The sequence below is a fragment of the Amycolatopsis lexingtonensis genome, assembly GCF_014873755.1.
Lineage (GTDB): Bacteria > Actinomycetota > Actinomycetes > Mycobacteriales > Pseudonocardiaceae > Amycolatopsis > Amycolatopsis lexingtonensis.
In genome coordinates this window covers 8169035-8195297 of record NZ_JADBEG010000001.1, presented here as the reverse complement: position 1 = coordinate 8195297, position 26263 = coordinate 8169035, and the positions used below count along the sequence as shown (strand labels likewise).

General features: G+C 71.8%; 27 protein-coding genes. 14 read left to right on the top strand and 13 right to left on the bottom strand.

The window, feature by feature from the left end; all coding sequences use genetic code 11:
* Positions 1-19: 19 nt before the first annotated feature.
* A complete protein-coding gene (locus H4696_RS38075) occupies positions 20-1666 on the top strand; it encodes a DNA repair helicase XPB (protein WP_086863604.1) in 1647 nt (548 codons plus the stop codon).
* Positions 1663-2235 carry a TIGR03086 family metal-binding protein gene (locus H4696_RS38070; protein WP_086863603.1) on the top strand — a complete coding sequence of 191 codons (573 nt, stop codon included), beginning with the start codon at positions 1663-1665 and terminating at the stop codon, positions 2233-2235. Before H4696_RS38075 ends, H4696_RS38070 begins: the two co-directional genes overlap by 4 nt.
* Before the next feature lie 9 nt (positions 2236-2244).
* Here H4696_RS38070 and H4696_RS38065 read toward each other — a convergent pair whose 3' ends face one another.
* Entirely contained in the window at positions 2245-3231 is a 987-nt protein-coding gene (locus tag H4696_RS38065; RefSeq protein ID WP_086863602.1) for an NADPH:quinone reductase, read from the bottom strand.
* 21 nt (positions 3232-3252) lie between these two features.
* The gene (locus H4696_RS38060; protein ID WP_169735120.1) at positions 3253-4089 is read right to left on the bottom strand and encodes an enoyl-CoA hydratase/isomerase family protein; all 837 of its coding nucleotides are present in this window, start codon (positions 4087-4089) and stop codon (positions 3253-3255) included.
* 107 nt (positions 4090-4196) lie between these two features.
* On the opposite strand from H4696_RS38060, the gene H4696_RS38055 reads away from it, so the two are divergent.
* The 3 genes from H4696_RS38055 (at position 4197) to H4696_RS38045 (ending at position 6652) form a co-directional block, all read left to right on the top strand.
* A complete protein-coding gene (locus H4696_RS38055; protein WP_086863601.1) occupies positions 4197-4577 on the top strand; it encodes a winged helix-turn-helix transcriptional regulator in 381 nt (126 codons plus the stop codon).
* 187 nt (positions 4578-4764) lie between these two features.
* A complete protein-coding gene (locus tag H4696_RS38050; RefSeq protein ID WP_086863600.1) occupies positions 4765-5526 on the top strand; it encodes a DUF4253 domain-containing protein in 762 nt (253 codons plus the stop codon).
* 280 nt (positions 5527-5806) lie between these two features.
* On the top strand, positions 5807-6652 hold the full coding sequence (locus tag H4696_RS38045) for a DUF72 domain-containing protein (RefSeq protein ID WP_086863599.1): 846 nt from the start codon (positions 5807-5809) through the stop codon (positions 6650-6652).
* Positions 6653-6750: 98 nt separating this feature from the next.
* Here the strand turns inward: H4696_RS38045 and H4696_RS38040 are convergent, their stop codons facing one another.
* On the bottom strand, positions 6751-9540 hold the full coding sequence (locus tag H4696_RS38040) for a BTAD domain-containing putative transcriptional regulator (RefSeq protein WP_192782761.1): 2790 nt from the start codon (positions 9538-9540) through the stop codon (positions 6751-6753).
* A 75-nt stretch (positions 9541-9615) separates the two neighbouring features.
* Between H4696_RS38040 and H4696_RS38035 the strand changes: the two genes are divergently transcribed.
* From H4696_RS38035 to H4696_RS38025, 3 genes are all read left to right on the top strand, one after another.
* The gene (locus tag H4696_RS38035) at positions 9616-10545 is read left to right on the top strand and encodes an o-succinylbenzoate synthase (RefSeq protein ID WP_086857660.1); all 930 of its coding nucleotides are present in this window, start codon (positions 9616-9618) and stop codon (positions 10543-10545) included.
* A gap of 78 nt (positions 10546-10623) precedes the next feature.
* Complete coding sequence (locus H4696_RS38030) at positions 10624-10836, top strand: PspC domain-containing protein (RefSeq protein WP_086857659.1); 213 nt, start codon at positions 10624-10626, stop codon at positions 10834-10836.
* Positions 10837-11001: 165 nt separating this feature from the next.
* Positions 11002-11325, top strand: a complete 324-nt coding sequence (locus tag H4696_RS38025) for a hypothetical protein (protein ID WP_086857658.1) — start codon at positions 11002-11004, stop codon at positions 11323-11325.
* A gap of 51 nt (positions 11326-11376) precedes the next feature.
* On the opposite strand, the gene groL is transcribed toward H4696_RS38025, so the two are convergent.
* The 5 genes from groL to H4696_RS38000 all read right to left on the bottom strand — a co-directional run bounded on the left by groL (position 11377) and on the right by H4696_RS38000 (position 16598).
* Positions 11377-13005, bottom strand: coding sequence for a chaperonin GroEL (gene groL / locus H4696_RS38020; protein WP_086857657.1), 1629 nt, complete (start codon positions 13003-13005; stop codon positions 11377-11379).
* Between the two features lie 421 nt (positions 13006-13426).
* Positions 13427-14914, bottom strand: coding sequence for a serine/threonine-protein kinase (locus H4696_RS38015; protein ID WP_192782760.1), 1488 nt, complete (start codon positions 14912-14914; stop codon positions 13427-13429).
* A 64-nt stretch (positions 14915-14978) separates the two neighbouring features.
* Entirely contained in the window at positions 14979-15185 is a 207-nt protein-coding gene (locus H4696_RS38010; protein ID WP_003085446.1) for a cold-shock protein, read from the bottom strand.
* Positions 15186-15297: 112 nt separating this feature from the next.
* Positions 15298-15921: an AIM24 family protein gene (locus H4696_RS38005; protein ID WP_086857655.1), complete on the bottom strand. Its 624-nt coding sequence runs from the start codon at positions 15919-15921 to the stop codon at positions 15298-15300.
* A complete protein-coding gene (locus tag H4696_RS38000; RefSeq protein WP_086857654.1) occupies positions 15921-16598 on the bottom strand; it encodes a TIGR00266 family protein in 678 nt (225 codons plus the stop codon). The genes H4696_RS38005 and H4696_RS38000 overlap by 1 nt, the downstream gene beginning before the upstream one ends.
* A gap of 72 nt (positions 16599-16670) precedes the next feature.
* Between H4696_RS38000 and moeA the strand changes: the two genes are divergently transcribed.
* Positions 16671-17864 (top strand): molybdopterin molybdotransferase MoeA, encoded by a 1194-nt coding sequence (gene moeA / locus H4696_RS37995; RefSeq protein ID WP_086857653.1) that lies wholly within the window; start codon positions 16671-16673, stop codon positions 17862-17864.
* Here the strand turns inward: moeA and H4696_RS37990 are convergent.
* Both H4696_RS37990 and H4696_RS37985 read right to left on the bottom strand, forming a co-directional pair.
* Positions 17818-19071, bottom strand: coding sequence for an MFS transporter (locus H4696_RS37990; protein ID WP_086857652.1), 1254 nt, complete (start codon positions 19069-19071; stop codon positions 17818-17820). The genes moeA and H4696_RS37990 overlap by 47 nt on opposite strands.
* Positions 19068-19628 carry a helix-turn-helix domain-containing protein gene (locus tag H4696_RS37985; protein ID WP_086857651.1) on the bottom strand — a complete coding sequence of 187 codons (561 nt, stop codon included), beginning with the start codon at positions 19626-19628 and terminating at the stop codon, positions 19068-19070. Before H4696_RS37985 ends, H4696_RS37990 begins: the two co-directional genes overlap by 4 nt.
* 72 nt (positions 19629-19700) lie before the next feature.
* Here H4696_RS37985 and H4696_RS37980 point away from each other — a divergent pair, with 72 nt between their 5' ends.
* A complete protein-coding gene (locus H4696_RS37980; RefSeq protein WP_086857650.1) occupies positions 19701-19985 on the top strand; it encodes a GlsB/YeaQ/YmgE family stress response membrane protein in 285 nt (94 codons plus the stop codon).
* Positions 19986-20024: 39 nt separating this feature from the next.
* Here H4696_RS37980 and H4696_RS37975 read toward each other — a convergent pair whose 3' ends face one another.
* Positions 20025-20240: a hypothetical protein gene (locus tag H4696_RS37975; RefSeq protein WP_086857649.1), complete on the bottom strand. Its 216-nt coding sequence runs from the start codon at positions 20238-20240 to the stop codon at positions 20025-20027.
* A 257-nt stretch (positions 20241-20497) separates the two neighbouring features.
* Between H4696_RS37975 and H4696_RS37970 the strand changes: the two genes are divergently transcribed.
* The 3 genes from H4696_RS37970 (at position 20498) to H4696_RS37960 (ending at position 24542) form a co-directional block, all read left to right on the top strand.
* Positions 20498-21223, top strand: coding sequence for a phosphatidylserine decarboxylase (locus H4696_RS37970; RefSeq protein WP_086857648.1), 726 nt, complete (start codon positions 20498-20500; stop codon positions 21221-21223).
* A gap of 3 nt (positions 21224-21226) precedes the next feature.
* On the top strand, positions 21227-22177 hold the full coding sequence (pssA, locus tag H4696_RS37965; protein WP_086857647.1) for a CDP-diacylglycerol--serine O-phosphatidyltransferase: 951 nt from the start codon (positions 21227-21229) through the stop codon (positions 22175-22177).
* A 97-nt stretch (positions 22178-22274) separates the two neighbouring features.
* On the top strand, positions 22275-24542 hold the full coding sequence (locus H4696_RS37960) for an AAA family ATPase (RefSeq protein WP_086857662.1): 2268 nt from the start codon (positions 22275-22277) through the stop codon (positions 24540-24542).
* A gap of 33 nt (positions 24543-24575) precedes the next feature.
* On the opposite strand, the gene H4696_RS37955 is transcribed toward H4696_RS37960, so the two are convergent.
* Both H4696_RS37955 and H4696_RS37950 read right to left on the bottom strand, forming a co-directional pair.
* Positions 24576-25199, bottom strand: coding sequence for a LytR C-terminal domain-containing protein (locus H4696_RS37955; protein ID WP_225955912.1), 624 nt, complete (start codon positions 25197-25199; stop codon positions 24576-24578).
* Positions 25196-25504: a DUF3263 domain-containing protein gene (locus tag H4696_RS37950; protein WP_086857646.1), complete on the bottom strand. Its 309-nt coding sequence runs from the start codon at positions 25502-25504 to the stop codon at positions 25196-25198. Before H4696_RS37950 ends, H4696_RS37955 begins: the two co-directional genes overlap by 4 nt.
* 154 nt (positions 25505-25658) lie before the next feature.
* On the opposite strand from H4696_RS37950, the gene H4696_RS37945 reads away from it, so the two are divergent.
* A complete protein-coding gene (locus tag H4696_RS37945) occupies positions 25659-26237 on the top strand; it encodes a peptide deformylase (protein ID WP_086857645.1) in 579 nt (192 codons plus the stop codon).
* Positions 26238-26263 lie beyond the last annotated feature (26 nt).

Genomic DNA, 26263 nt, shown 5'->3' with positions numbered 1-26263 from the left:
GGCACGTATAACAGTAGTTGTGACTGATGGCCCGCTGATCGTCCAGTCCGACAAGACCGTGCTCCTGGAGGTCGACCACCCCCAGGCCGACGACGCGCGGATCTCCATCGCGCCGTTCGCCGAGCTGGAACGGGCGCCGGAACACGTGCACACCTACCGGATCACGCCGCTGGCCTTGTGGAACGCGCGCGCCGCCGGCCACGACGCCGAGCAGGTCGTCGACGCGCTGACGACGTACTCGCGCTTCCCGGTGCCGCAGCCGCTGCTGATCGACGTCGTCGACGTGATGGGCCGGTTCGGGCGGCTGCAGATCGCCAACCACCCGGCGCACGGGCTGGTCATGTCGACCACCGACCGCGCGGTGCTGACCGAGGTGATCCGGAACAAGAAGATCAGCCCGATGCTCGGCGCCCGGATCGACGAGGACACGGTCATCGTGCACCCGTCCGAGCGCGGGCGGCTCAAGCAGGCGCTGCTGAAGGTCGGCTGGCCGGCCGAGGACCTCGCCGGGTACGTCGACGGCGAAGCGCACCCGATCGCCCTCGACGAGACGGACTGGCAGCTGCGCGACTACCAGCGCCAGGCCGCGGAGGCGTTCTGGGCGGGCGGCTCCGGCGTCGTCGTGCTGCCCTGCGGCGCGGGCAAGACGATGGTCGGCGCGGCGGCCATGGCGAAGGCGGCGGCGACGACGCTGATCCTGGTGACCAACACGGTCGCCGGGCGGCAGTGGAAGCGCGAGCTGATCGCGCGGACGTCGCTGACCGAGGAGGAGATCGGCGAGTACTCCGGCGAGAAGAAGGAGATCCGGCCGGTCACCATCGCGACCTACCAGGTGATCACCCGCAAGACCAAGGGCGAGTACAAGCACCTGGAGCTGTTCGACTCGCGCGACTGGGGCCTGGTCGTCTACGACGAGGTCCACCTGCTGCCCGCCCCGGTCTTCCGGATGACCGCCGACCTGCAGTCCCGGCGGCGGCTCGGCTTGACCGCGACGCTGGTGCGCGAGGACGGCCGCGAGGGCGACGTCTTCTCGCTGATCGGGCCGAAGCGCTACGACGTGCCGTGGCGCGACATCGAGGCGCAGGGCTGGATCGCGCCGGCGGAGTGCACCGAGGTCCGCGTGACGCTGACCGACGCCGAACGGCTCGAGTACGCGACGGCCGAGGCCGACGAGCGGTACAAGCTGGCCGCGACGGCGCTGACGAAGACACCGGTCATCAAGTCGATCGTGCAGAAGCACGCCGGTGAGCCGACGCTCGTCATCGGCGCCTACCTCGACCAGCTGGAGATGCTCGGCGACGAACTCGACGCGCCGGTCATCCAGGGCGCGACCCGCAACAAGGAGCGCGAGGAGCTGTTCGACAAGTTCCGCCGGGGCGAGATCCGGACGCTCGTGGTGTCGAAGGTCGCGAACTTCTCGATCGACCTGCCCGAGGCGTCGGTGGCGATCCAGATCTCGGGCACCTTCGGCTCGCGGCAGGAGGAAGCCCAGCGCCTCGGCCGCCTCCTGCGTCCCAAGGGCGACGGCAGGCAGGCGCACTTCTACTCGATCGTCTCGCGAGACACGGTCGACACGGAGTACGCGGCGCACCGGCAGCGGTTCCTCGCGGAGCAGGGGTACGCCTACCACATCGTTGACGCCGACGACCTGCTCCGGCCGCTTTGACGGACCTGCTCGAAGACCTCACCCGCGCGGCGGCCGCCACCGCTGTCCTGCTCGACCGGATCGGGCCCGGGCAGTGGCGCGCGCCCACGCCGTGCGCCGAGTGGACCGTGCGCGACCTGACGGGCCACCTCGTCGGCCTGGACCTCGTGCTGGCCGCGATGTTCTCGGACGGCCCACCGCCCGACCGCGCGGCCGACCACCTCGGCGAGGACCCCGCGAGCGCGTTCCGGCGCTCGTCCGCCGCCCTGCTGGCGGCCGCGGCCCGGCCGGGCGCGCTGGACGTCGTCCGGACGACGCCGCTGGGCACCACGACCGGCGCCGGACGGCTGCGGTGGCGGATCGCGGACCTGCTCACGCACTCCTGGGACCTGGCGCAGGCCACCGGCGTCCCGGTGGCGGTGCCGGACGATCTCGCCGAGCGGGCGCTGGTGTTCGTCCGGAGTGAATTGGGTGCGCAGCACCGCGGCGACCGGTTCGCCGCCCCGCACCCGATCGACGACGGCGCACCGGCCCTCGACCGGCTGGCGGCGTTCACCGGCCGCGCGGTGCCGTGGCGGCCCGGCCGCTGAGCCGCCCCGTCAGCGCAGGTCGAGCACGACCTTGCCGGTGATCCCGCGCTCGACCGCTTCGTGCGCGGCCACCACGTCGTCGAGGCCGAAGGAGTGCACGGGCAGCGGTGAGAGCAGTTTCCGTTCCAGCGCCGAGGTGATCTCCGCGGCCGATCGCAGGAGCGCCTCCCGCGGTTCGGTGAGGAACAACGCGAACCGCAACACGAGGTTCGGCCACAGCAGCCGGAACACCGGCAGGGTCGGGTCCACCGGCTGCGCCGCGTAGGTCACGATCGTCGCGCCCGGGGCGGCGACGGCGAGGTCCAGCTCGAGGTTGTCGGTCAGCGCGACCTCGATGATCCGGTCGACGGGTCCGGCTCCGTCCAGGATCTGCCGCGCGGCGTCGGCGTCGCGGTAGTTCACGACGAGGTCCGCGCCGGCGGCACGGGCGAGCGCCGCCTTCTCCGGTCCGCTGACGGTGGTCGCGATCCGCGCGCCGGCGATCTTGCCGAGTTCGATCGCGTAGTGCCCGACGGCGCCCGCTCCAGCCGCGACGAGCACGGTGCGGTCCGCCGGTGAGCCGTCGGCGTGCAGGCACCAGTGCGCGGTCATCGCCGGAATGCCCAAGCTCGCGCCCAGTTCGTCGGACGTCCCGTCCGGCGACCGGACCGCCTGCTCGGACGGCACCACGGTCCACTCGGCGGCGGTCCCCCATGGCGTGCCGGAACCAGCCATCCAGAGCCACACGCGTTCGCCGATCCGGCTCGGGTCGACGCCCGCGCCGACCGCGTCGACCACGCCGGTGCCGTCCTGGTGCGGGATGCGGCCGCGGCGCTCGCCGACGGTCCTGAAGTCTTCCGGTGCCGAGTTCTCCCGCATCCACATGTCACCGGGGTTGATCGCGGAGAGCGTGACGCGGACGCGCACCTCGCCGGGGCCGGGTTCCGGCCGGGCGACGTCGAGCACCCGCAGCACGGTCTTGGCCGGGCCGTTGGTGGTGAAGAAAGCTGCCTTCATTGCTTCGTTCTCCAAGGTGGGCTAGAGAGTGGCGGCGATACCGCGCATGACCGACTCCAGGTCGCGCTCGCCATCCGGGGTCTGCACGCCGTGGTCCAGGGCGCGCGCCATCAGCTGGGCGGGCAGGGGCCCGCTCACCAGCTCGGCCCACGCGTCGTGCTCCGCCTTCAATCCGTCCGCCAGATCCGCCGGCGGGACGAGCCGCTTCGCCGCGGCGATGAGCTCCGGGGAGAGCGCGGCGATCTTCTTCGCCACCTGGTCGACGACGGCGTCTAGCTCGGCCGCGGGCACCGCGCGGTTGATCCAGCCGTAGGCGGCCGCCGTGTCGGCGTCCACCAGGTCCGCGGTGAGCAGCAGTTCGAGAGCGCGGTTCCGGCCGACCCGGTCGCGCAGGTACTGCGTTCCCCCGCCACCCGGGACGATGCCCATCAGCACCTCGGTCTGGCCGAGGCCCGCGGTCTCCCGCGCGGCGAAGGTCAGGTCGGCCGCCGCGACGAACTCGGCGCCGCCGGCCCGGGCTTTGCCGTCGAGCTTGACGATCGTGACCTGCGGTTGGTGCCGGAGCAGTTCCCCGACACCCTGGAACAGGTTGGCGTCCGGGTTCCGGTCCGCGATCTCCCGCAGCTGCTCCAGCTCGTCGAGGATGTGGATGTCGACGTGCGCCAGGAAGAACTCCGGGTTGGCGCTGGAGAACACGATGACGCGGACCCGGCGGTCGTCGCGCAGCGCGCCGAGCACGTCGTGCAGTTCGCGGATCACGGTCCCGCCGAGGACGTTGACGGGAGGGTTGTCCAGCGCGATCCGTGCGACGCCGTCGTCGATGGTGACGCCGAGCGTCGTGTAGGTGTCCGGGTTCACGGGTTCCCCAAGGTTGTCGGTAGGCCGGTAGGTTTGCGATGCATACTCACACTGGTCCCAGCCCCGCGAATGATCAATAACGCACTTTCCGAGTACCAAGGATCCCCATGGACACCACCTCGCCCGCCGCGGCTCCGCGGTTCAGCATCGACTGCCCGAGCCGCCCGATCCTCGACCAGATCTCGGACAAGTGGTCGATGATGACGATGGAGGTGCTGGAACAGCCGACCCGGTTCAACGAGATCAAGCGGCAGCTGGACGGCGTGACGCAGCGAGTGCTCACCCAGACGCTGCGCCGCCTGGAACGCAACGGCCTGATCCGGCGCCGGGTGCTCGAGACCTCGCCGGTCGGCGTGGAGTACTCGCTGACGCCCCTCGGCGAGTCCTTCCGCGGGCCGTTCATCTGCCTGCTCAGGTGGACGATCGAGCACAGCGCCGAGGTCGTGACCGCGCAGCACGAGTACGACGAGCGGTCGTCGGCCCGCTGACCGCCACCCCTTCGGCCCAGCGAATCGTCACAGGAGCAACTTCCACATCACGAGCCTCGTTCAGCGCCCTGACCTGCGGTTTCTCGGATTCACTCGAACGGATGAGCGGGTGAATCGCTGGAAATTGTCGGACCCTCGAACTACTGTTCGAGATGCAGTAGCCGAACACAAGTTCGAGGGGACGTCCATGACGATCGCACCGCTCCGCCCCGGTACGCCCGCGCCGCCGGTCCAGACCCTGCCACCGGGGTCGTGGCACGGCCGGCTGTGGGTGTCCGACCTGCCCTTGACCCGGCCAGAGCGTTTCCTCGGCTGCGTGGCCGAGTTCGAGCGATCCGGCTTGTGGCCGGTGCTGATCCCCCACGACCAGCGCTTCGCGGCCAACGGCGAGGACTGGATCGACGACCGAGGCCGCCTCGCCCCGGCGGGCCACCGGGTGGCCTCCGCCGACCCGGCGGCGGCCCTGTCCCGCTGGTGGGACACGTCCTGCTGCGACGGCGCCTGCCTCCGCCCCTTCGGCGCCCGCTTCCCGGGCCTGGCGAAGCGCAGCCCGCGCAAGTCGGACCCCTTGGCGGAAGCGGGCAACACGGGTTCGATCCTGGCCACCCGCGCCCCGCACCGGCTGGGCCTGGTCCAGACCGAGCGCCCCGCCGACATCCCGGCGCTGCTGGGCTGGACGGGGATGATCAAGTGCACGGACCAGGTGGCCGAGCTGTCGGCGGTGCTGCGGAGTTGGGAGGACCGCTTCGGCGCGACGCTGGTGGTGCTGGGCTTCGACGCGATCGAGCTTTCGGTGGCTGCGCCGCCTCGGAACCAGGCTCGCGCACTGACGGTGGCGGCGGAACACCGGGCGTTCAGCTTGCCGACGTTCGCCGGGCAGCCGGGGAACCTGCGGGAGTACGCGTCGGGGCTGGTGCAGTCGCGGCACTGGAGGTTCTCCTGGGCGTAGCGGTAAAGCGCCCCGCGGCTCACGTCGCGGCGGACCGATCGCGGGGCGGGGGCCGGGCAGGGCAGCAGCGCGGGCAGCTCGCTTCCCTTACCCGTGCCCCGCAAAGCAGCCAACCCCACTCCACCCCGGCGGTGCGATGAGCAAACGCTTCAAAGGCCCCCTAAGACGACCGTCCCCGAACTCAGGTCACCTGTCCCGACCCGCGGTCCACCAGTCCGGCCGCCGCCGCGTTTCGACGCGCCGACGAACGGGAATCACCTTCCGCGGGAACGGGAAGGCGGTGAGGACGATCGCCGAAATCCGGATCGGGACCTCGGGTTGGCGCTATCCGCCGTGGCGCGGCGTTTTCTACCCGCACGGGCTCGCGCAACGGCGGGAGCTCGAATACCTCTCGCGGCGGATGAACGCCGTCGAGATCAACGGCTCCTTCTACTCGCTCCAGCGCCCCGAGCGGTACCGCGCGTGGTTCGACGAGACGCCGGCGGGTTTCCTCTTCGCCGTCAAAGGCGGCCGCTTCATCACGCACATGAAGCAGCTCCGCGACGTCGAAACCGCGCTCGCGAACTTCTACGCCTCCGGTGTTCTCGCCCTCGGTGCGAAACTGGGCCCGTTCCTCTGGCAGCTCCCACCGCGGCTCGCGTTCGATCCCGACCGGCTCGCGAACTTCTTCGCGCTCCTGCCCCGCACCACCACCGAAGCCGCCGCGCTGGCCAAGAAGCACGACGACAAACTCAAAGGCGATCCCTACCTCGAAAGCGGCCCGAAAAAACGGCTGAAGCACGCGCTCGAAGTCCGGCACCTCAGCTTCGCCCAGCCCGCGGCGACGCACCTGCTGCGGGAGCACGACCTCGCCCTCGTCGTCGCCGACACCGCGGGCAAGTGGCCGTTCCTCGAAGACCAGACCTCGGACTTCACCTACGTCCGGCTCCACGGCGACGAGGAGCTGTACGTCAGCGGCTACTCGGACCAAGCCCTCCGTACCTGGGCCGACAAGATCAAGAACTGGCACGACGGCGGGCGGCGGGACGTGCACGTCTACTTCGACAACGACGTGAAAGTCGAGGCTCCGCGCAACGCCGAGTGCCTCGCCGACCTGCTCGGGGTGGCTCCGCCGGGTGAGCAGTGAGCGGACAGTGAGCGGGGTCCGCTTGACTCACCGGGCGGGCGGACCGGCTTGCGTGCTGTCGCTGGGGGTCGGCACGCGGGCGGTCCGCCGCACGTCTTTCAGCCTCCCGCGCGCACCGAAGCCGCCAGCTTGGCCCGGACGTCGTCCGCGTCGGGGTGGCCCAGTTCCGTCAGGAGCCGGACCGACCTGAGCCAGCACTCGCGGGCCAGGGCCTCGTCGCCGTACCTCGCGTGGATCGTGCCCAGCTGGGACAGGACGTCCGCGGCCTCGTACTGCTCGCCCATCTCGAAGAACATCGAGACCGAGTCGCGGAGGCACGCGATGCCCTCGTCGAACCGGCCGAGGCCGATCAGGGCCAGGCCGCGGGTGTGCTGCGTAAATCTGGTGTCAACCGGACGGCCGTCCGGGCCGACGACGGCCAGTGCCGCGTCCGCCAGGCGCAGGGCCTGCTCGTGGTCGCCCATCGAGGTGCAGACGTCGCCGAGCGCGCGCAGCACGCTGGCTTCGAACTGCCCCATCCCCAGCTCGCGGACGATCTCCAGGGCCTGCTTGCCGTGCTCGTACGCCCCGGCGTAGTCCTCCAGGTTGTGCGACGCCAGCGCCAGGTTGTACTGCGCCCGCGCCTCGCCCTCGCGCGCGCCGAGCTCGCGCTGGATCGCCAGCACCTGCTCCAGGTAGCGCCGCGACTCCGCGTATCGGCGGGCAACGCCGTCGACGACGCCGAGGCCGCTCAGGATGCCCGCTTCGCCGGGGCGGTGGCCGCTCGCCCGGGCCGCTTCGAGCGCCACCGCGAACACCGAACGCCAATCGTCGAGCCGCGAGCGCGTCACGAAGTAGCTCTGCAGCAGCCAGGCGAGCTTCCAGCAAACGTCGTCGCGGCCGAGCCGCCGCGCCAGGTGCACCGCGGCGATGAGGTTCCCGGACTCTTCGACGAACCAGTCCAGTGCCTCGTGGTGGGAGCCGAAGGTGAGCCCGCCGCCGAGGTCGTCGAGTTCCAGCAGCCGGTAGTAGCGCTCCGGCCGCATCCGGCGGGACGCGTCGAGGGCCGACGCCAGGTACCAGTCCAGCAGCCGGTCCAACGCCGCCGCTCGCTGCGAAGGCGAGTCGACCTGCGAAGCGACTTCGCCGGCGTAGGCCCGGATCAGGTCGTGGAACTGGTAGCGGCCCGGGCGCGGGCGGGCGAGCAGGTGCGCGGACGCCAGCGTCTCCAGGCCCGCGCGGGCCGTCGTGAGGTCCAGCCCGGCGACCGCGGCCGCCGCGGGGGCGGTGAAGTCGGCGCCGGTGGTCAGGCCGAGCAGCCGCAGCAGCCGCGCCGCCGGTGGCTCCAGCGCCTGGTAGGAGTAGGAAAACACCGAGCGGATGTTCGTCCCTTCGCCGTCGGCGAGGTCGAACGAGCCGAGCAGGTCGTCCGCCAGCGAGCCGGCGAACTCGTCGAGCGCCAGGTCCGGGAACTGCGCCGCGCGCACAGCGAGGATCCGGATGGCCAGCGGCAGCCCGCCGCAGTAGCGCACGAACCGTTCGGCTGCCGCCGGATCGCGGGCCACCCGCTCGACGCCGATCGTCGCCGCGAGCAGCCCGACCGCGTCCTCGTCGCCGAGTTCCTCCAGCGCGATCCGCCGCGCGCCGTGCGTCGCGACCAGCGCGCGCAGCTGCCAGCGGCTGGTGATCACGACCAGGCAGCCCGGCCCGGGCAGCAGCGGGCGCACCTGCTCGGTGCGGTTGGCGTTGTCGAGCAGGACCAGCAGCCGCCGTCCGGCGGTGTGCGTCCGCCAGCTCGCCGCGCGGCCGTCGAGGTCGGCCGGGATCGCGTCGCACGGCACGCCGAGCGCGGTGAGCATCGCCTCCAGCGCCGCCGCCGGTTCGACCGGTTCGCCGGGGCCGTAGCCGCGCAGGTTGAGGTAGACCTGCCCGCCGGGGAACCGGTCGGCGATCTCGTGCGCGAAGTGCACGGCCAGCGTCGTCTTGCCCACGCCGCCCATGCCTTCGACGGACGCGATCTGCGTGGACGCGCCGGCGTCGACCGCCTCCGGCAGCAGCGCGTGCAACGCCTTGAGGTCGCCCTCGCGCCCGGAGAAGGTCCGCAGGTCGGCGGGCAGCTGGCGCGGCACCTGCGGTTCGGCGCCGAGGCGGTAGCGCGCCAGCCGGGCGGGCTCGTCGGCGCCGGTGAGGATCGCCTGCCGGGTGCGCTGCAGCGACGGCCCGGGGTCGAGCCCGAGCTCGTCGGCCAGCACCCCGCTGATCCGGCCGTACACGGCGAGCGCGTCGGCCTGGCGGCCCGACCGGTACAGCGCCGCCATCAGCTGCTCGTGCAGCCGCTCCCGCAGCGGGTTTTCCCTGGTCAGCCGGGTCAGTTCGGGGATGACCGTGCCGTACTCGCCGACTTCGAGCAGCGCGTCCGCCCACTGTTCGCGCACGCGCAGCCGCTCTTCGGCCAGCTGGCCGGCTTCGTCGCGGTGCAGCGCGTCCGACTCGACGTTGAGCAGCGCGGGCCCGCGCCACTGTTCGAGTGCCTCGGCGAAGTGCGCGGCCGCCTGGCGGCTCTCGCCCCGGTCGAGCGCGGCCTTGCCGCGGGCGGCGAGCGCGCGGAAGCGGGACAGGTCGAGCAGGCCGTCGTCGAGTTCGATCAGGTAGCCGCCGCTTTCGGTGCGGATCGCGACCTGGTCGCCCAGTGCCCGGCGCAGGCGCAGCACGTACGTCTGGAGCGCGCCCTTGGAGCGGCGGCGGTCGTCGTCCCACAGCCAGCGGCCCAGCTCGTCGACCGGCACGACCCGGTTCGCGCGCAGCAGAAGCCCGGCCAGCACGATCAGCGGCCGGCTCCCCCCGAGCGGTACCGGGCGGCCGTCGGCCGTGACCTCGGCCGGACCCAGCACGCGGAAATCGAGGACCACGGGATCATTCTCTCCTCCGGATGCGCGGTTCTGCATCCGTTCGCCGCACCTGGGACGGTGGCATGATCGGCCTCGATGAAGGTCTACGCGATCCCCCTGCGCTCCCGGTTCCGCGGCATCACCGTCCGTGAAGGCGTCCTGCTGCGCGGCCCGGCGGGCTGGGGCGAGTTCTGCCCGTTCGCCGACTACTCGGACGCCGAGAGCGTGCCGTGGCTGCGGGCGGCGCTGGAAGCGAGCGAAACCGGCTGGCCGGCCCCGGTCCGCGACCGGGTCGAGGTGAACACGACCGTCCCGGTGGTCACGCCCGAGAAGGCGTACGAACTCGTGCGCGCGTCCGGCTGCCGCACGGCGAAGGTGAAGGTCGCGGACCCGCGCGTCTCCCTCGGGGACGACTGCGCCCGGGTCGAGGCGGTCCGCGACGCGCTCGGCCCGGACGGCGCGATCCGCGTCGACGCCAACATGGCCTGGGACGTCGACACCGCGGTCCGCGCGATCACGGACCTCGACAAGGCGGCGGGCGGGCTGGAGTACGCGGAGCAGCCGTGCCCGACGATCGACGACCTGGCCGCGGTGCGCCGCCGGGTGGGTGTCCGGATCGCCGCCGACGAGTCGATCCGCCGCGCGGAAGACCCGCTGAAGGTGGCGGTCGCCGGAGCGGCGGACATCGCGGTGCTGAAGGTGGCGCCGCTCGGCGGCGTGCGGCGGTCGCTGGAGGTCGCGGAGGCGTGCGGGCTGCCGTGCGTGGTGTCGTCGGCGGTGGAGACGAGCGTCGGCCTGGCGGCGGGCCTGGCCCTCGCGGGCGCACTGCCGGAACTCGACTTCGCGTGCGGACTGGGCACGCTTTCGTTGCTGGAAGGCGACGTCTGCACCGCGTCACTGTCCCCTGTGGACGGTCACCTGCCGGTGCCGAGGCAAGCACCGGAGCCCACGGACGCGTACCCGGCGGCACCGGACGTCCAGGCCGCGTGGGAAGCCCGGCTGGCCCGGGTGCGCGCGCTCACCTGACCCCGAGGCCGAAGTTCAGGGTCGGGGTCGGGGCCGTTCCGGATGTGGTCAGGGTGCCCCGCGAGCCAGTATTGAGCCATGACGAACAGCGTGTACGCCCCCACCAAGAAGCTCCGCCGCAGCAAGTCCGACAAGATGCTCACCGGCGTCTGCGGCGGCTGGTCCACCTACCTCGGCATCGATGCCAACGTCCTGCGCATCGGCCTGGTCGCCGCCGTGTTCCTCTCGGTCGGCATCGCGATCCCGATCTACGTCGCCGCCGCCATCCTGACGCCGGAAGAGGACTCCTGACCGGGGCGGGCGCCGGTTCGCAGGGGGAACCGGTGCCCGCCGGGGGCGTGTTCCGATGAACGGCCCGGACGCCAGGGGACGTCCGGGCCGTTCGGCCGAGCACGGTAGGCCGGGCGGCGCAAAAGCCACGCGCGGATCCCGTTCGAGGGGTTAGGGTCCGCGTTCGTGGATCAAGGGAGCAGAACGGCCGCGAAGGTCGTCGTCGGGATCCTGGGCGGGCTGTACCTGATCGCCGGGCTGGGGCTGACCGCCTTCGCCGCGTTCTTCGCGCTCGCGTTCAACGACACCGGCAGCGCGACGGTCACCAAGACCGTGCTCTACACCGCCGCCGGGCTGGCGATCTGGATCCTGCTCACCGGGATCGGCGCGATCGTCGTCGCGCTGGAAGCGGAAGAAGCGAGCACCGCCTGGCTCGGGGGCCTCGGCGTGCTCGCGCTCGGCGTCGTCATCTTGGGTGCCTACGCCGTCTGGTTCTTCACCAAGCCATAGCCAAAGAAAAAGCCCGGCCCGCCGAGGCGGACCGGGCTTTCCCTGCGTGGATCAGAAGTCCATGCCACCCATGCCACCGGACGGGTCGGCGGGAGCGGCCGAAGCCTTCTCCGGCTTGTCCGCCACGACGGCCTCGGTGGTCAGGAACAGCGCCGCGATGGAAGCGGCGTTCTGCAGCGCGGAGCGGGTGACCTTCGTCGGGTCCGGCACGCCGGCGGCGAGCAGGTCCTCGTAGACACCCGTGGCGGCGTTGAGGCCGTGACCCTGCGGCAGGCCCTTGACCTTCTCCACCACGACGCCGCCTTCGAGGCCGGCGTTGATCGCGATCTGCTTGAGCGGGGCCTCGACGGCCACCTTGACGATGTTGGCACCAGTGGCCTCGTCGCCCTCGAGCTTCAGGCCCGCGAACGCGGCTTCGGCGGCCTGGATCAGGGCCACGCCACCACCGGCGACGATGCCCTCTTCCACGGCGGCCTTCGCGTTGCGCACCGCGTCCTCGATGCGGTGCTTGCGCTCCTTGAGCTCGACCTCGGTCGCGGCGCCGGCCTTGATGACGGCCACGCCGCCGGCCAGCTTCGCGAGCCGCTCCTGCAGCTTCTCGCGGTCGTAGTCCGAGTCCGAGTTCTCGATCTCGGCGCGGATCTGGTTGACGCGACCCTGGATCTGGTCGGCGTCGCCCGCACCCTCGACGATGGTCGTCTCGTCCTTGGTGATGACGGCCTTGCGGGCCTTGCCCAGCAGGGACAGGTCCGCGTTCTCCAGCTTGAGGCCGACATCCTCGGAGATGACCTGGCCACCGGTCAGGATCGCGATGTCCTGCAGGATCGCCTTGCGGCGGTCACCGAAGCCCGGGGCCTTGACGGCGACGGACTTGAAGGTGCCGCGCATCTTGTTGACGATGAGGGTGGCCAGGGCCTCGCCCTCGACGTCTTCGGCGATGATCAGCAGCGGCTTGCCGGACTGGATGACCTTCTCCAGCAGCGGCAGGACGTCCTTGACGGTGGAGATCTTGGAGCCGAAGAGGAGGATGTACGGGTCCTCGAGCTCGGCTTCCTGACGCTCCGGGTCGGTCACGAAGTAACCGGAGATGTAGCCCTTGTCGAAGCGCATGCCCTCGGTGAGCTCGAGCTCGAGGCCGAAGGTGTTGCTCTCCTCGACGGTGACGACGCCTTCCTTGCCGACCTTGTCCAGCGCCTCGGCGATCAGCTCGCCGATGGTGCGGTCAGCGGCCGAGATCGAGGCGGTAGCAGCGATCTGCTCCTTGGTCTCGATCTGGACGGCGGCCTTGTGCAGCTGCTCGGTGACGGCCTCGACGGCCGCCTCGATGCCACGCTTGAGGGAGATGGGGTCGGCGCCGGCGGCGACGTTGCGCAGCCCCTCGCGGACGAGGGCCTGGGCGAGCACGGTGGCGGTGGTGGTGCCGTCACCCGCGACGTCGTCGGTCTTCTTGGCGACCTCCTTGACGAGCTCGGCCCCGATCTTCTCCCACGGGTCCTCGAGCTCGATCTCCTTGGCGATGGAGACACCGTCGTTGGTGATGGTCGGCGCGCCCCACTTCTTTTCGAGCACGACGTTCCGGCCCCGCGGGCCGAGGGTCACCTTGACGGCTTCGGCGAGGGTGTTCAAGCCGCGCTCGAGACCGCGGCGGGCGTCCTCGTCGAACGCGATCAGTTTGGCCATTGCGGTGTGGTCCTCCGGTATTGGGCGCCACCGCCGCGCTGGTCTACAGCGGCGGCAGCAGGACTCTTTCCTCGGCCAGGCTCGGTGCCCGCGACGGACGACTGCACCCGGGTGGGGGTCAGCCTCACCGTCCCGACCTTTGGCACTCGACGGCGTCGAGTGCCAAGACCGTGTTTAGCACTCTCGGGGGGAGAGTGCAAGAAGACCTGCTCAGCGCCGCACGATCTCGCGAGCCCCGGACCCGGTCCACCGACCGGCCGCCCGGCTTTCGGCGAAGTCGCGCGGCCAGGCCACTTCGCCGCCGGCAACCCGCTCGCCCCACGTCTTGAATGACTCATTCAGGTCTTCGGACGTCCTGAATGAGTCATTCAAGACACCACCACCGGGCCGCGAGGTGGGTCCGGAGGTCAGCGCCGCACGATCAGTTGCCCGGCTTGATGGAGATCGACGTCGGCGGTGCGTTCAGCGACGACGTCGGGTTGGTCTGCGAGCCGCCGGGTCCGACCGGGATGTTCGGGGCCGTCGTCTGGCCACCGCCGCCGCTGTCGCCGCCGTTGAACAGGAAGATCGCGCCCACGACCAGGCCGGCCACGACGACCAGCCCGAGCACGATGAAGATCCACTTCTTGCCGCCGCTGCTCTTCGGCTGGTGGAACGCGCCCGCGCCGCCCGCGGGCATCGGCGGGCGCAGGCGCATCGGGTCCTGACCGTAGGGAGACATGCCCTGCGGCGGCATCCCGGGCTGCTGCGGGTAGCCGTAACCCTGCGGGGGCATGCCCTGCGGCGGCATGCCCGGCTGCTGCGGGTAGCCGTAACCGGGCGGCGGGCCCTGCGGCGGCATCCCCTGAGGCCCACCAGGACCCTGCGGGCCCCCAGGGCCCTGCGGACCTTGCGGCCCCTGGCCGTAGCCGGGCTGCTGCTGTCCTCCGTACGGGTGCACGGGGGCCCCCTCTCCCTGCGGTGCGCTGTTCTGGTGCGGCCCCTGTTGTACCTGACCAGGACGGTGCGGCGCGGGAACTCCACCCGAATTGGACCCGGGCGGGCCCGGCGGGGTGTCGGACGTCGCCAGCGGGCCGAGCGCGCGGCGGGCGGCCGCGACCATCTCGACGCAGCTCGGGTAGCGGTCGGCCGGGTTCTTCGCCATGCCCTTGCGGACGACCTCGTCGATCGACGGCGGCAGCGCGACCGCGCGCGAGATCGCGGGCGGCTCGCCGTTGAGGTGACCCTTGATCACCGTCGGCACGTCGCCCTTGAACGGCGGGCTGCCGGTGAGGCACGCGTAGAGGACGCACGTCAGCGCGTACTGGTCGGTGCGCCCGTCCAGCGGCTCGCCGCGCAGGTGCTCCGGCGCCGCGTACGTCGGGGAGCCGAGGAAGTCGCCGCCGCGCGTGCGGTGGCCGGTCGCGCCGCGGCGGGTCAGCCCGAAGTCGGCGACGTACACGTGCTCGCGCGACGTCTCCTTCTTCGTCACGAGCACGTTCGCCGGCTTGACGTCCAGGTGGACCAGACCACGGTTGTGCAGGGTGTCGAGGGCGTCCGCGACCTGGTCGAGCATCGTCAGGGCGCGCGCGGGCGCGATCGGGCCGCCGGCGATCAAGCCGGCGAGGTCACCGCCGTCGACCATCCGCATGGCGATGTACAACATGCCGTCGAGCTCGCCGAAGTCGTACAGCGGCACGACATTGGCGTGGTCGATCGCGGAGGTGTTGCGCGCCTCGTCGACGAACCGCTCGCGGAACTCGGCGTCGGCCCCGAGGTGGTCACCGATCACCTTCAGCGCCACCTTGCGGCCGAGACGCACGTCCGTGGCCTTGTAGGTGACGCTCATGCCGCCCTTGCCGAGCACCCCGTCGATGCGGTAGTTGCCCAGCCGGCGACCGGTGAGGTCCCCCGACACATCGCCTGTCACGCCCGAAGCCTAACGCCCCAGGTTCAGCGCTTGCCGGGGGTTCGCCGATCAGGTGAGAGCCTGGCTACGAAACCTTGCGGACGTCGGCTGCCTGGCTGCGGCCATCGCGCCCGGACTGCACTTCGAACTCGACGCGATCGCCTTCGTCCAGAGTGCGGAATCCTTCGGACTGGATGGCCGAATAGTGGACGAAGACGTCCGGACCCTCCGTCGATTCGATGAACCCGTAGCCCTTTTCCGAGTTGAACCATTTGACGGTGCCGACAGCCACGGCGCCCTCCCTCAGCACAAAGGATCCGCTGGCCCGAGCGGAGGCCAGCGGCGGAAGTGCCAATCACGCTACCGGAATTATTGTCCGCGGCAATGGGCAATTCGTCCGAAGATCACGTGCCCGAAAGGCGTCTGTTCCGCGCGTGCACGAGCACGGTCCCCGGTCCCGCGAAGTCGACGGCGAGCCCTTCGCCGCTGCGAAGCGACTGCGAGCCGCCCGGGTCGAGCGCCCGCAGGCGGCACTGGACGGTGTCCGGGTAGGCCAGCAGGTAGTCCGGACGGACCGTGACCAGCTCGCCCTTGCCCAGTTCGAACGCGTCCACCGGGCCGGGCGCGGCCAGCACGAGCGGGCCGGTTCCGCTGTAGTGCTCGAGGAACCCGGAGTCGGCGCCGAAGAGCTGCTGCAACGGCGTCCAGTTCGGGTCGTGCCGGACCGTCGAGGGCCGCACCAGCACCGCGTCGCGGTGCACCGACCAGCCCGTGCCGCCGCCGACGTCCAGCGGGTAGACGTCGCCGGGGCGCAGCGGCGCGAAGTCGATCCAGCCGCCGTCGGACGGCGCGGTGTAGACCACCGTCGTCGCCTTGCTCGCGCGGACACCGCCGCGGCCGACGGGCGTTTCGGTGACGCCGAACCGGCTGGCGAGCAACGTCTCGGGCGACGCCTGCACGGCTTCGCCCGGGTCCAGCAGGACGCGGGCGACGCCGAAGGCGGGCGTGTGCCGGGTCTGGACGCGCATCAGCGGGACGGGACGTGGGAGATGATCCAGTTCACCAACGCGGACGGGTTGCGCGTCTGCGTCATGATCTGGCCGGGGCCGACGAAGTCGAACACCAGGCCTTCGCCGCTCTTCATGGACTGGATGATGCCCTGCGCGACCTTGCGGATCTGGTACTGCACGGTGTCGGCGTACGCGACGACGTGCCCGGTGTCGATGGTCACCATCTCGCCCTGCTGCAGCGTGATCGTCTCGACCGCGCCGTAGCAGGAGACGAGCAGCTGCCCCTGGCCGGTGGCGTGGGTCAGGAACCCGCCTTCGCCGCCCATCAGGTTCTTCATCCCGCCCCACTTGGTCTCGGTCTGCACGCCGTGCGACGACGCGAGCCAGCAGCCGCGGGTGACGGCCCAGCCGGTGCGGCCGTCGAGGGTGATCACCTGGATGTCGCCGGGCAGGTTGGCCGCGACGTCGACCCAGCCGCCGTTCTGCGGCGCGGTGAAGGTGGAGATGAAGAAGGACTCGCCGGAGAGGAACGCGCGCCCGAGGCCCTTCATGATCCCGCCCTGCGCCTGCGACTGGACCTGCACGCCGTAGCTCGTGGCCATCATCGCGCCGGACTCGACCTGGCACGGCTCCCCGGGCGCCAGCATCAGCCGGGCGACGGCGAACGAAGGCTGTTGACGGACCTGAACCTGCATGCTTGCTCCCCATCGGCGTGCCTGTGACGGGCAGAGTCTTGCACGAGCCCAAAAGGCGGGGAGGATGGTCCGGTGATCTCCGTCGACGACTACCGCGACCGCGTCGCCGAGCTCCTCGGCACCGCCCCCGCGACCGCCCTGCCCCTCGCCGCCGCGGCCGGCCTCGTGCTGGCCGAAGACGTGCGGGCCGGCGTCTCCCTGCCGCCCTTCGACAACTCCGCGATGGATGGCTACGCGGTGCGCGCCGCCGACGTCACTGCGGCGCCGGTCACCCTGCCGGTGGCCGACGACATCCCGGCCGGCCGGGTCGACGTCCAGCCGCTCGAGCCGGGCACCGCGCACCGGATCATGACCGGCGCCCCGCTGCCGCCCGGTGCCGACGCCGTGGTGATGGTGGAGGACACCGACGGCGGCACGGAAACCGTGACGATCTCGGCGCCCGCCCGCGAGGGCGCGCACATCCGGCACACCGGCGAGGACGTCGTGGCCGACAGCGTCGCCCTGCACGCCGGGACCGTGCTCGGGCACTCCCAGCTCGGCCTCGCGGCCGCGGTCGGGCTGGCCGAGGTGCGGGTGCACCGGCCGCTGCGGGTGCTGATCGCCTCGACCGGGACCGAGCTGATCGACGCGCCCGCCCCGCTGCGCCACGGCCAGATCTACGAGTCCAACAGCGTGATGCTCGCCGCGGCGATCCGCGCCCTCGGCTGCGAGGTCGACGTCGTCCGCAGCGTCGTCGACGACGTCGAGGAGTTCCGGAAGGTCATCGAGCCGAAGCTGGCCGACGCCGACCTGCTGGTGACGTCCGGCGGCGTCAGCGCGGGCGCCTACGAAGTCGTCAAGGACGCGCTGACCGGCCAGGGTGTCGAGTTCGCCAAGATCGCGATGCAGCCGGGCGGGCCGCAGGGCTGCGGGCGCTGGCAGGGCGTGCCGGTGGTGACGCTGCCCGGCAACCCGGTCAGCGTGCTGGTGTCGTTCGAAGCGTTCCTGCGCCCGGCGCTGCTGACGGCCATGGGCCACACCGACGTCACACGGCGGCGCGTGCGGGCCCGGCTGACGGAGGAGATGTCCTCGCCCGCCGGCCGCCGGCAGTACCGCCGGGGCGTGTTCACCCCGTCCGACCGCGAAGTCACCGGCGTCGTCGGGCCGCGCGGCGGGCCGGGCTCGCACCTGCTGGCCGCGTTCACGCAGGCCAACTGCCTGATCGTGCTGCCGGAGGACGTCACGTCGGCAGCGGAAGGTCAAGAGGTGGACGTCCTGCTGCTCTGACCGGGAAGTCGCGCAGCTTCCGGTACGGCGCGAGCAGCGGCAACGCGACGATCAGCGAGCCCGCGGCCACCCAGAGCGTCTCGCGGATGCCGATCGCTTCGCCCAGCACGCCACCGAGGACGCCGGCCACCGGGACCGAGCCGTAGTTGACGATCGACATGCTCGAGTTGATCCGGCTGAACAGCTCCGGCGGGCAGTACTGCTGCCGGAACGTCGTGACCAGCACGTTCGCGGCGACGACACCGGCGCAGACCCCGAACAACGCGAGCACGAACGGCACCAGGCCCCAGCCCGGCTCGCTCAGCGGCCCGAGCAGCAGCATCGGCGCGGCGAAGCCCTCGCACAGCAGCCACGCGCGCGCGGCGCCGAAGCGCGCGGCGAGCCGCCCGGCCGCGGCCGCACCGAGCACCCCGCCCGACGCGGCCAGCGCCAGTACCAGCCCGACCAGGCCGGGCGCGGTGCCGAGTGTGCGGGACAGGAAGACGATCTGGATCGAGCTGTACCCGGTGAGGGCGAGGTTCGAGACGGCGCCGAACGTCATCAACGACCGCAGGTACCGGTCGCGCACGACGAACCGGAGGCCCTCGGCGATCTGGCTGCGCATCGACGCCTTCGGCTTCGGCACGACGGTTTCGCGCGCCCGGATCGCCCGCAGGCACAGCACGGAGACGCCGAAGCTGACCGCGTCCGCCAGGATGCCGCTGACCGGGCCGAACACCTGGGCCAGCAGCCCGGCCACGCCCGGCCCGGCGACCTGCGTCGCGGACTCGCTGCCCTGCAGCTTCGCGTTGGCTTCGAGCAGTTCGTGGTCGCGGGCCAGCACCGGCAGGTAGGCCCGGTAGGCGAGGGTGAAGAAGACCTTCGCGACGCCGCCGAGCAGGGCGGCGGCGAGCAGGTACGGCAGGGTCAGCAGCCCGAAGGCGGCAGCGAGGGGCACGCTGCCGAACACCACCATCGAGACGGTGTTGCAGACCTGCATCACCGGGCGCTTCGGCAGCCGGTCGACCCAGGCGCCGGCCGGCAGACCGATCACCAGCCACGGCAGCCACGCGACGGCGGTCAGCAGCGCGACGCCGAAGGTGCTCGCCTGCAGCGTGACCACCGCGACCAGCGGCAACGCCGTGCTCGCGACCATGCTGCCGAGCATGCTGGTCGTCTCGCCGGTCCAGAGCAGCCGGAAGTCCCTGTTCCCCCAGAGCCCCTTCACGGCTTGCCCAGCGACGCCCGTGCGGCGAAGAAGACCGGCCGGCGCTCGACGCCGTCACCAGGTTCGGTGCGGTTCTCGAACTCGCTGATCAGGAGGAAGATCCGCTCGTTCAGCTCGTCGAGCTCCTCCTTCGACAGCCGCACCCAGGTGTCGATGCTGAACGGCGCCCCGCGCCACTCCTCGGGGTAGGACTCGCGGCTCGCGATCCACTCGCGGGCGACCGCCACCTGGTGGTCGAGCACGAGGACTTCGGCGGCCTCGGCGACCGGGTCGCCGGGGAAGTCGGCCGCGGCCCACCGCAGGGTCTTCGCACTGCGCTTCCACCACCGCTCCCGCTGGTCGCGGGCCAGTTCCGGGGCCTCCTCGACCAGCTTCGCCGCGGCCAGGACCTTCATGTGGTGGCTCACGTTGCCGACCGCCTGCCCGGTCTTCCCGGCCAGCATCGACGCGGTCGCGGGGCCGTCGAGGCGGAGCAGCTCCAGGAGCCGGCGGCGCAGCTGGTGCGACATGGCCGCCAGCACCTTCGAATCCCGGATCTCCCGGATGTCGTCGCTCATGACGCACAAGAGTAGTTGCACAAGAACAGTTGCGCAATGACTCTTGTACGTCTGCTCGCGTAAGCTTCCGGCATGGGTTTCGTCGCATGGGTCATCTTCGGCGCGATCGTCGGCTGGGCCGCGAACCTGGTCGTCGGCGGCCGGGAGCGGCGCCGGCAGGGCTGCCTGGTCAGCGTGCTCGTCGGCGTGGTCGGCGCGGCTCTGGGCGGCCTGGTCTACCGGCTCGCGACGGGCCAGCCGAAGACGTTCGACTTCGACTTCCCCAGCTTCGGCGTGGCCGTTCTCGGCGCCGTGGCGCTACTGGCGATCCTGCGGCTCGTGAGCGGGCTCGGCCGTCGTCCGAGTGACCGTTGGTAACTTTTGCCGGACGAATCGTGATCGACAGGCCTTCGGACGTTAGACTGCTTCGTCACGCGCATTACCCGGTGGCCGGGTGCATGCGCCGTCGGGGGGCGGATGCACCCGGCCCCCTTTTTTCTTCGCTTCGATGACGACGTCGACGGCGTACTCCGGGTCCACCAGCGACGGCAGCGGCACCTCGTCGATCTCCGCGCGCCACGCGCCGAACAGCTCGGTGAGACGGACGTGGGCCGGATCGCGGTGGTCGGTCATCGTCCCCTCACTGGGTCAGGCGGGGTGCGCGGCAGCGCCCCGAACGGCATCAACTACCCAGAGTCATCGCTGAAATCGACCTTGCGTTACCGGGATGTGGTCGCTCCCACCCTTCGCGGTGACCCCCTCGCGGAGGAGCCACCGAGGGGGACGCGGACACCCTCACCTGGGGCAGCGGTAGCGTGGTGGCGCCCGTACGCGGCCGCCGGACCCCGGCGCCGACCCGTTCTTCCGACACGAAACCAGGGGACCCGACCATGAGCGGCACCCGGCCGGAGCCCGCCGGCAACCCAGTCGCGCACGCCGTGCAGCTCGCCCGCGAAACGTTGCCCCCGATGCACCCCGCGGGCCGCCCGTTCGTGGCGGGCGGGGCCGTCGCGACCCTGGTCGCCCGCCGGTTCTCCAAGCGCCTCGGGGTCGTCGGCGCGCTGACGACCGTGGCGATGGCCGCGTTCTTCCGCGAGCCGAAGCGCGTCCCGCCGCCGCGTTCCGGCGTCGCGCTGGCCTCGGCCGACGGCCTGGTGTCGCTGATCGAGGAAGCCGTCCCGCCCGCCGAGCTCGGCCTGCCCGCCGAGCCGCGGATGCGCGTGTCGGTGTTCCTCTCGGTGTTCGACGTGCACGTCCAGCGCGTGCCGGCGAACGGCGTGATCGAGCGGGTCGCCTACCGCCCCGGCAAGTTCCTCTCCGCCGACCTGGACAAGGCCAGCGACGACAACGAACGCAACTCCGTGCTGATGCGCACCGAAGACGGCCACGAGCTCGTCGTCGTGCAGATCGCCGGGCTGGTCGCGCGCCGCATCCTCTGCGAGATCCGCGAGGGCGACAAGGTCGGCGCCGCCGCGACGTACGGCATCATCCGCTTCGGCTCGCGGGTCGACCTCTACCTTCCGCCGGGCTCGACGGTGCTGGTCAGCAAGGGCCAGCGCACGATCGGCGGCGAGACGGTCATCGCCGAACTCCCTGCCGCGCCTGCGAAAGGCTGATCGATGGTCCGCGTGACCACCCCGGGCGTCCGGTTGCTGCCGAACGCCATCACGGTGCTGGCGCTGTGCGCGGGCCTCTCGGCCGTGCAGTTCGCGCTGTCCAAGAACTACGCGATGGCGATCGCCTCGATCGGCATCGCCGCGGTGCTCGACAGCCTGGACGGCCGGATCGCCCGCCTCCTCGACGCGACGTCGAAGATGGGCGCGGAGCTGGACTCGCTGTCCGACGGCATCTCGTTCGGCGTGGCCCCGGCGCTGGTCATCTACGTCTGGCAGACCGGCGCGGACCGGATCGGCTGGGTGGCGTCGCTGATCTTCGCCGTCTGCATGATCCTGCGCCTCGCGCGGTTCAACACGCTGCTGGACGACACCGAGCAGCCGCCGTACGCGAGCGAGTTCTTCGTCGGCGTCCCGGCGCCCGCGGGTGGCCTGCTCGCGATGCTGCCGCTGGTGGCCTACCTCCAGTGGGGCGAGGGGTGGTGGTCGTCGCAGTACGTCGTGTGGGCGTGGACGGTCGCCATCGCGGCGCTGCTGATCAGCCGCATCCCGACGCTGTCGCTGAAGACGGTCAAGGCGCCGGCCAAGGCGATCGCCCCGCTGCTGCTCGGCGTGGCCCTGCTGGCCGCGGCGATCATCCAGTTCCCGCTGGTCGCGCTGATCGTGGCGATGGTGCTGTACCTGGCGCACATCCCGTACTCGGTCTACCGGCACCGCTGGCTGGCCGCGCACCCGGAGGCCTGGACGGTCCCGCCGCGCGAGCGCCGCGCGATCCGCCGGGCCCGCTCCCCGCGCCGCCTCGGCCTGCGTCCCCCGCTGCGCCGCCGCGTCGCGGGCGCGGCGATGCGCGCGGTCCGCCTCCCCCGCGAAACGGTCCGCACCCCCCGCGGCGCCTCGCAGAACGGCCAGGGCCCGCGGCGCCGCTCGTGGCGCCAGATCGGCCTGCGCCGCAAGTAGTCCCAAAGATCCGTGAAGGCCTCCTTACCGGCATTTATGACCGGCAAGGAGGCCTTCACGGCTTTCGGGTGGGCCGTGGATCGCTAGGGTGAACGGCGTGAGCCACCCCCAGATCACGCTGACCGTCCGGCACACCCCCTCCGCGCTGGACACCCGCCGCGGCGTCGTGCGGCTGCACCCCGAAGTCCTCGACGCGCTGGGCCTGCGGGCCTGGGATGCCGTGCACCTGACCGGGGCCCGGATCAGCGCCGCGCTCGCCGCGCCGGCCGACGAGGCCGGGATGCCCGGCGTGCTGCTCACCGACGACGTCACCATGTCGAACCTCGGGGTCACCGAGGGCTCGGAGGTCGTGGTCGCGCCCGCCGAGGTCGCCGCGGCGCGGACCGTGACCGTCGCGGGGTCGCGGCTGGCCAGCGTCTCGGTCAGCCCGCACATGCTGCGGCTCGCCCTGATCGGCAAGGTGCTGACCGTCGGCGACGCCGTTTCGCTGCTGCCGCAGGACCTCGCGCCGACGCCGGGGTCCGACCCGGCCGGGCTGCGCGGCCAGCTGTCCCGCGCGATCGGGGCGACCTGGACCAACGAGCTGCTCACCGTCACCGCGACCGAGCCGGCCGCCACCGTCGCGGTCGGACCGTCCACAGTGGTCGTCTGGCGCGACGGCGCGCGGCCGGCCGCCGAGCCCGCCGCGCCCCGGACGGCGACCGCGCTGGTGCGCACCTCCGCCGTCACCGCGGCCGAGGAGTGGATCGACGCGGAGATCGTGGAAGACGAAGTCACCGTCGAGGAGGTCGTCGAGCCGGCCGTCCCGCTGGCCGACCTGATCGGCGCCGAAGCCGCCGCGCGCAAGCTCGGCGAGTGGTTCGACCTGGCGTTCCACCGGCCCGAGCTGCTCGCGCGACTCGGCGCGCCCGCCCACCTCGGCGTCCTGCTGTCCGGACCGGAAGGCGTCGGCAAGGCGACGCTCGTGCGGTCGGTCGCGAACGAAGCCGGCATCCACGTCGTGCCGCTGGCCGCGCCGAACCTCGCCGTGCTGGATCCGAACGTCGCGGTCGCGCGCCTGCGCGAGGCGGTCCGCTCCGCCGACGGGCCCGCGGTGCTGCTGCTCACCGACGTCGACGCGCTGCTGCCCGCGACCACCCCGCCGCCGGTCGCCACGGTCGTGCTGGAAGAGCTGCGGACAGCGCTGCGGCGCGGGCAGTTCGCCGTCGTCGCGACGACGGCCCGCGCGGAGTCGGCCGACCCGCGGCTGCGCGCCGCCGACCTGCTCGACCGCGAGCTGGGCCTGGCGCTGCCGGACGCGAAGACCCGGCGTGAGCTGCTGAACGTGCTGCTGCGCGACGTCCCGCTGGACACCGGCATCGACTGCGGCGTCCTCGCCGAGAAGACGCCGGGGTTCGTCGCCGCCGACCTGATCGCGCTGCGGCGGGACGCGGCGCTGCGGGCCGCGCTGCGCCAGCGCGACACCGACGAGCCGCGGATCTCGCAGCAGGACCTGCTGGACGCGCTGGCCACCGTCCGCCCGGTGTCGATGTCCACTTCGGACAACCTGGCCACCGGCGGCCTGACCCTCGACGACGTCGGGAACATGGTCGACGTCAAGCAGTCCCTCACCGAGGCCGTGCTGTGGCCGCTGCGGTACCCGGACTCGTTCGCCCGGCTCGGCGTCGAGCCGCCGCGCGGGGTGCTGCTGTACGGGCCGCCCGGCGGCGGCAAGACCTTCCTCGTGCGGGCGCTCGCGGGCACCGGCGCGCTGAACGTCTTCGCGGTCAAGGGCGCCGAGCTGATGGACAAGTGGGTCGGCGAGTCCGAACGCGCGGTGCGGGAGCTGTTCCGCCGGGCCGCCGAGGCCGCGCCGTCGCTGATCTTCCTGGACGAGATCGACGCGCTGGCCCCGCGCCGCGGCCAGTCGTCGGACTCCGGCGTCGCGGACCGCGTGGTCGCGGCGCTGCTCACCGAGCTCGACGGCGTCGAGCCGATGCGAGAGGTCGTCGTGCTGGGCGCGACGAACCGGCCGGAGCTGGTCGACCCGGCGCTGCTGCGGCCGGGCCGGCTGGAGCGCCGCGTCTACGTCCCGCCGCCGGACGCCGAGGCCCGTGCCGCGATCCTGGCGGCCAGCTCGAAGAACACGCCGCTGGCCTCCGATGTGGACCTCGCCGAGGTCGCGTCCACTCTGGACGGTTACTCGGCCGCCGACTGCGCCGCGCTGATCCGCGAAGCGGCCCTGACGGCGATGCGCGAGTCCCTGGAGGCCCGGGAAGTCACCGCGGCGCACCTGGACGCAGCTCGCAAGACGGTCCGGCCCAGCCTCGACCCGGCACAGCTCGCGACGCTGGAGGCGTACGCGAAGACGCAGGCCGGGGAGTGAGCGAAGGGGCCATCACCCGATGGCCCCTTCCGGTCAGCTGCCCTTGTGGCCGGACTGGTATTCCTTCGTCACGATCACTATCACGCCGGGGCTCGCGCTCTCGATGCCCGGGAAGCGCGGCTCGGCCTTGATGCCGAACTCCTGGGCGAGCTGCTTGGCCGCGGCTTCCTCGTCGGTGCCCGGCCGGTAGAACGCCGTGGTCGTCGGGATGACGCCCTGGGAGTAGTTGCTGACCTCGTTGACGTTCCAGCCGCTGCCGCGGAAGTCCTCCGCCGCGCGGTCCGCCAGGCCCTTGATCGTCGAGTTGTTGAAGACCCGGACGGTCACCCACTTGTTGGACGCCTGCTGGTCACCGGGCTGGCCCGGCTGCCCCTGCGTCGGCTGGCCGGGCGCCGGGCTCGTCGGCGACGGCGGCGTGGGCGAGGTCGGGTTCGTCGAGGTCGACGGCGGGGTGGCCGTCGACGAGGTGGCCGGCGGCGCGGACGTGCCGCCGGAGGTGCCCGGCGGGGTCGACGACGTACCGCTCGGCCCGGCCTCGTTGGAGCCGTCACCGCTCAGCGCCGTGATCCCGCCGACGACCGCCGCGACGATGGCGACGCCGATCAGCACGACGCCCGCGGCCTTCATCGGCCGGGACATGCCCGAAAACACACTCATTTCAGCTCGATCCCCAGTCGCCGGGCGCCTCGCTTGCGCTGCCGGGCGGCGCGCGTCTTGCGCAGCCGCTTCACCAGCATCGGGTCGGCCTCGATCGCCTCCGGCTTCTCCAGCAGCTTGTTGAGCAGCTGGTAGTAGCGGGTGGCCGACAACGAGAACCGTTCGCGGATGGCGTTCTCCTTCGCCCCGGCGTGTCGCCACCACTGACGTTCGAAGGCGAGGATCTCGACCTCGCGTTCGGTCAGGCCGGGCACGGGCTTCGGCGGCGACGGCTGCGGCTCAGCCATCGACTCCGCGGCGTCCATCCGAGTCCCTCTCAATCGGGCGTATGGCGAATCAGACCTAGCTCTTCCGCGGGCGCCATTCAACCACGGAAGCGGCCGCCGACGTGGGCATCGACCCCGGCGCGTCACGGTCTGATGCAGGTCTACCAGAAGGGTCCGACTAAACTGGCTCGCCGTGACCATCCACCCCATCGTTATCGCCGGCGAACCCGTGCTGCACCAGCCGACTCGGGAGATCACCGAGTTCGACGAGAAGCTGCGCACGCTCGTCGACGACATGTTCGAGACGATGTACGCCGCCGAGGGCGTCGGCCTCGCGGCCAACCAGATCGGCCTCGACCTGCGGGTGTTCGTCTACGACTGCCCGGACGACGAGGGCGTGCGGCACAAGGGCGTCGTCGTCAACCCGAAGCTCGAGACGTCGGAGATCCCGGAGACCATGCCGGACCCGGACGACGACTGGGAGGGCTGCCTGTCGGCGCCCGGCGAGTCGTACCCGACGGGCCGCGCGAAGTGGGCGAAGGTGACCGGCTCCGACGTCGACGGCACCCCGATCGAGGTCGAGGGCACCGGCTACTTCGCGCGCTGCCTGCAGCACGAGACCGACCACCTGGACGGCTACATCTACCTGGACCGCCTGGTCGGCCGCCACGCGCGCGCGGCGAAGAAGATGCTGAAGCACAACAAGTGGGGCGTCCCGGGCAACTCGTGGCTCCCGCCCAAGACCCCCGAGGACGACGGCGCCGTCATCTGATCAAGGTCCGTGAATGCCACATTGAG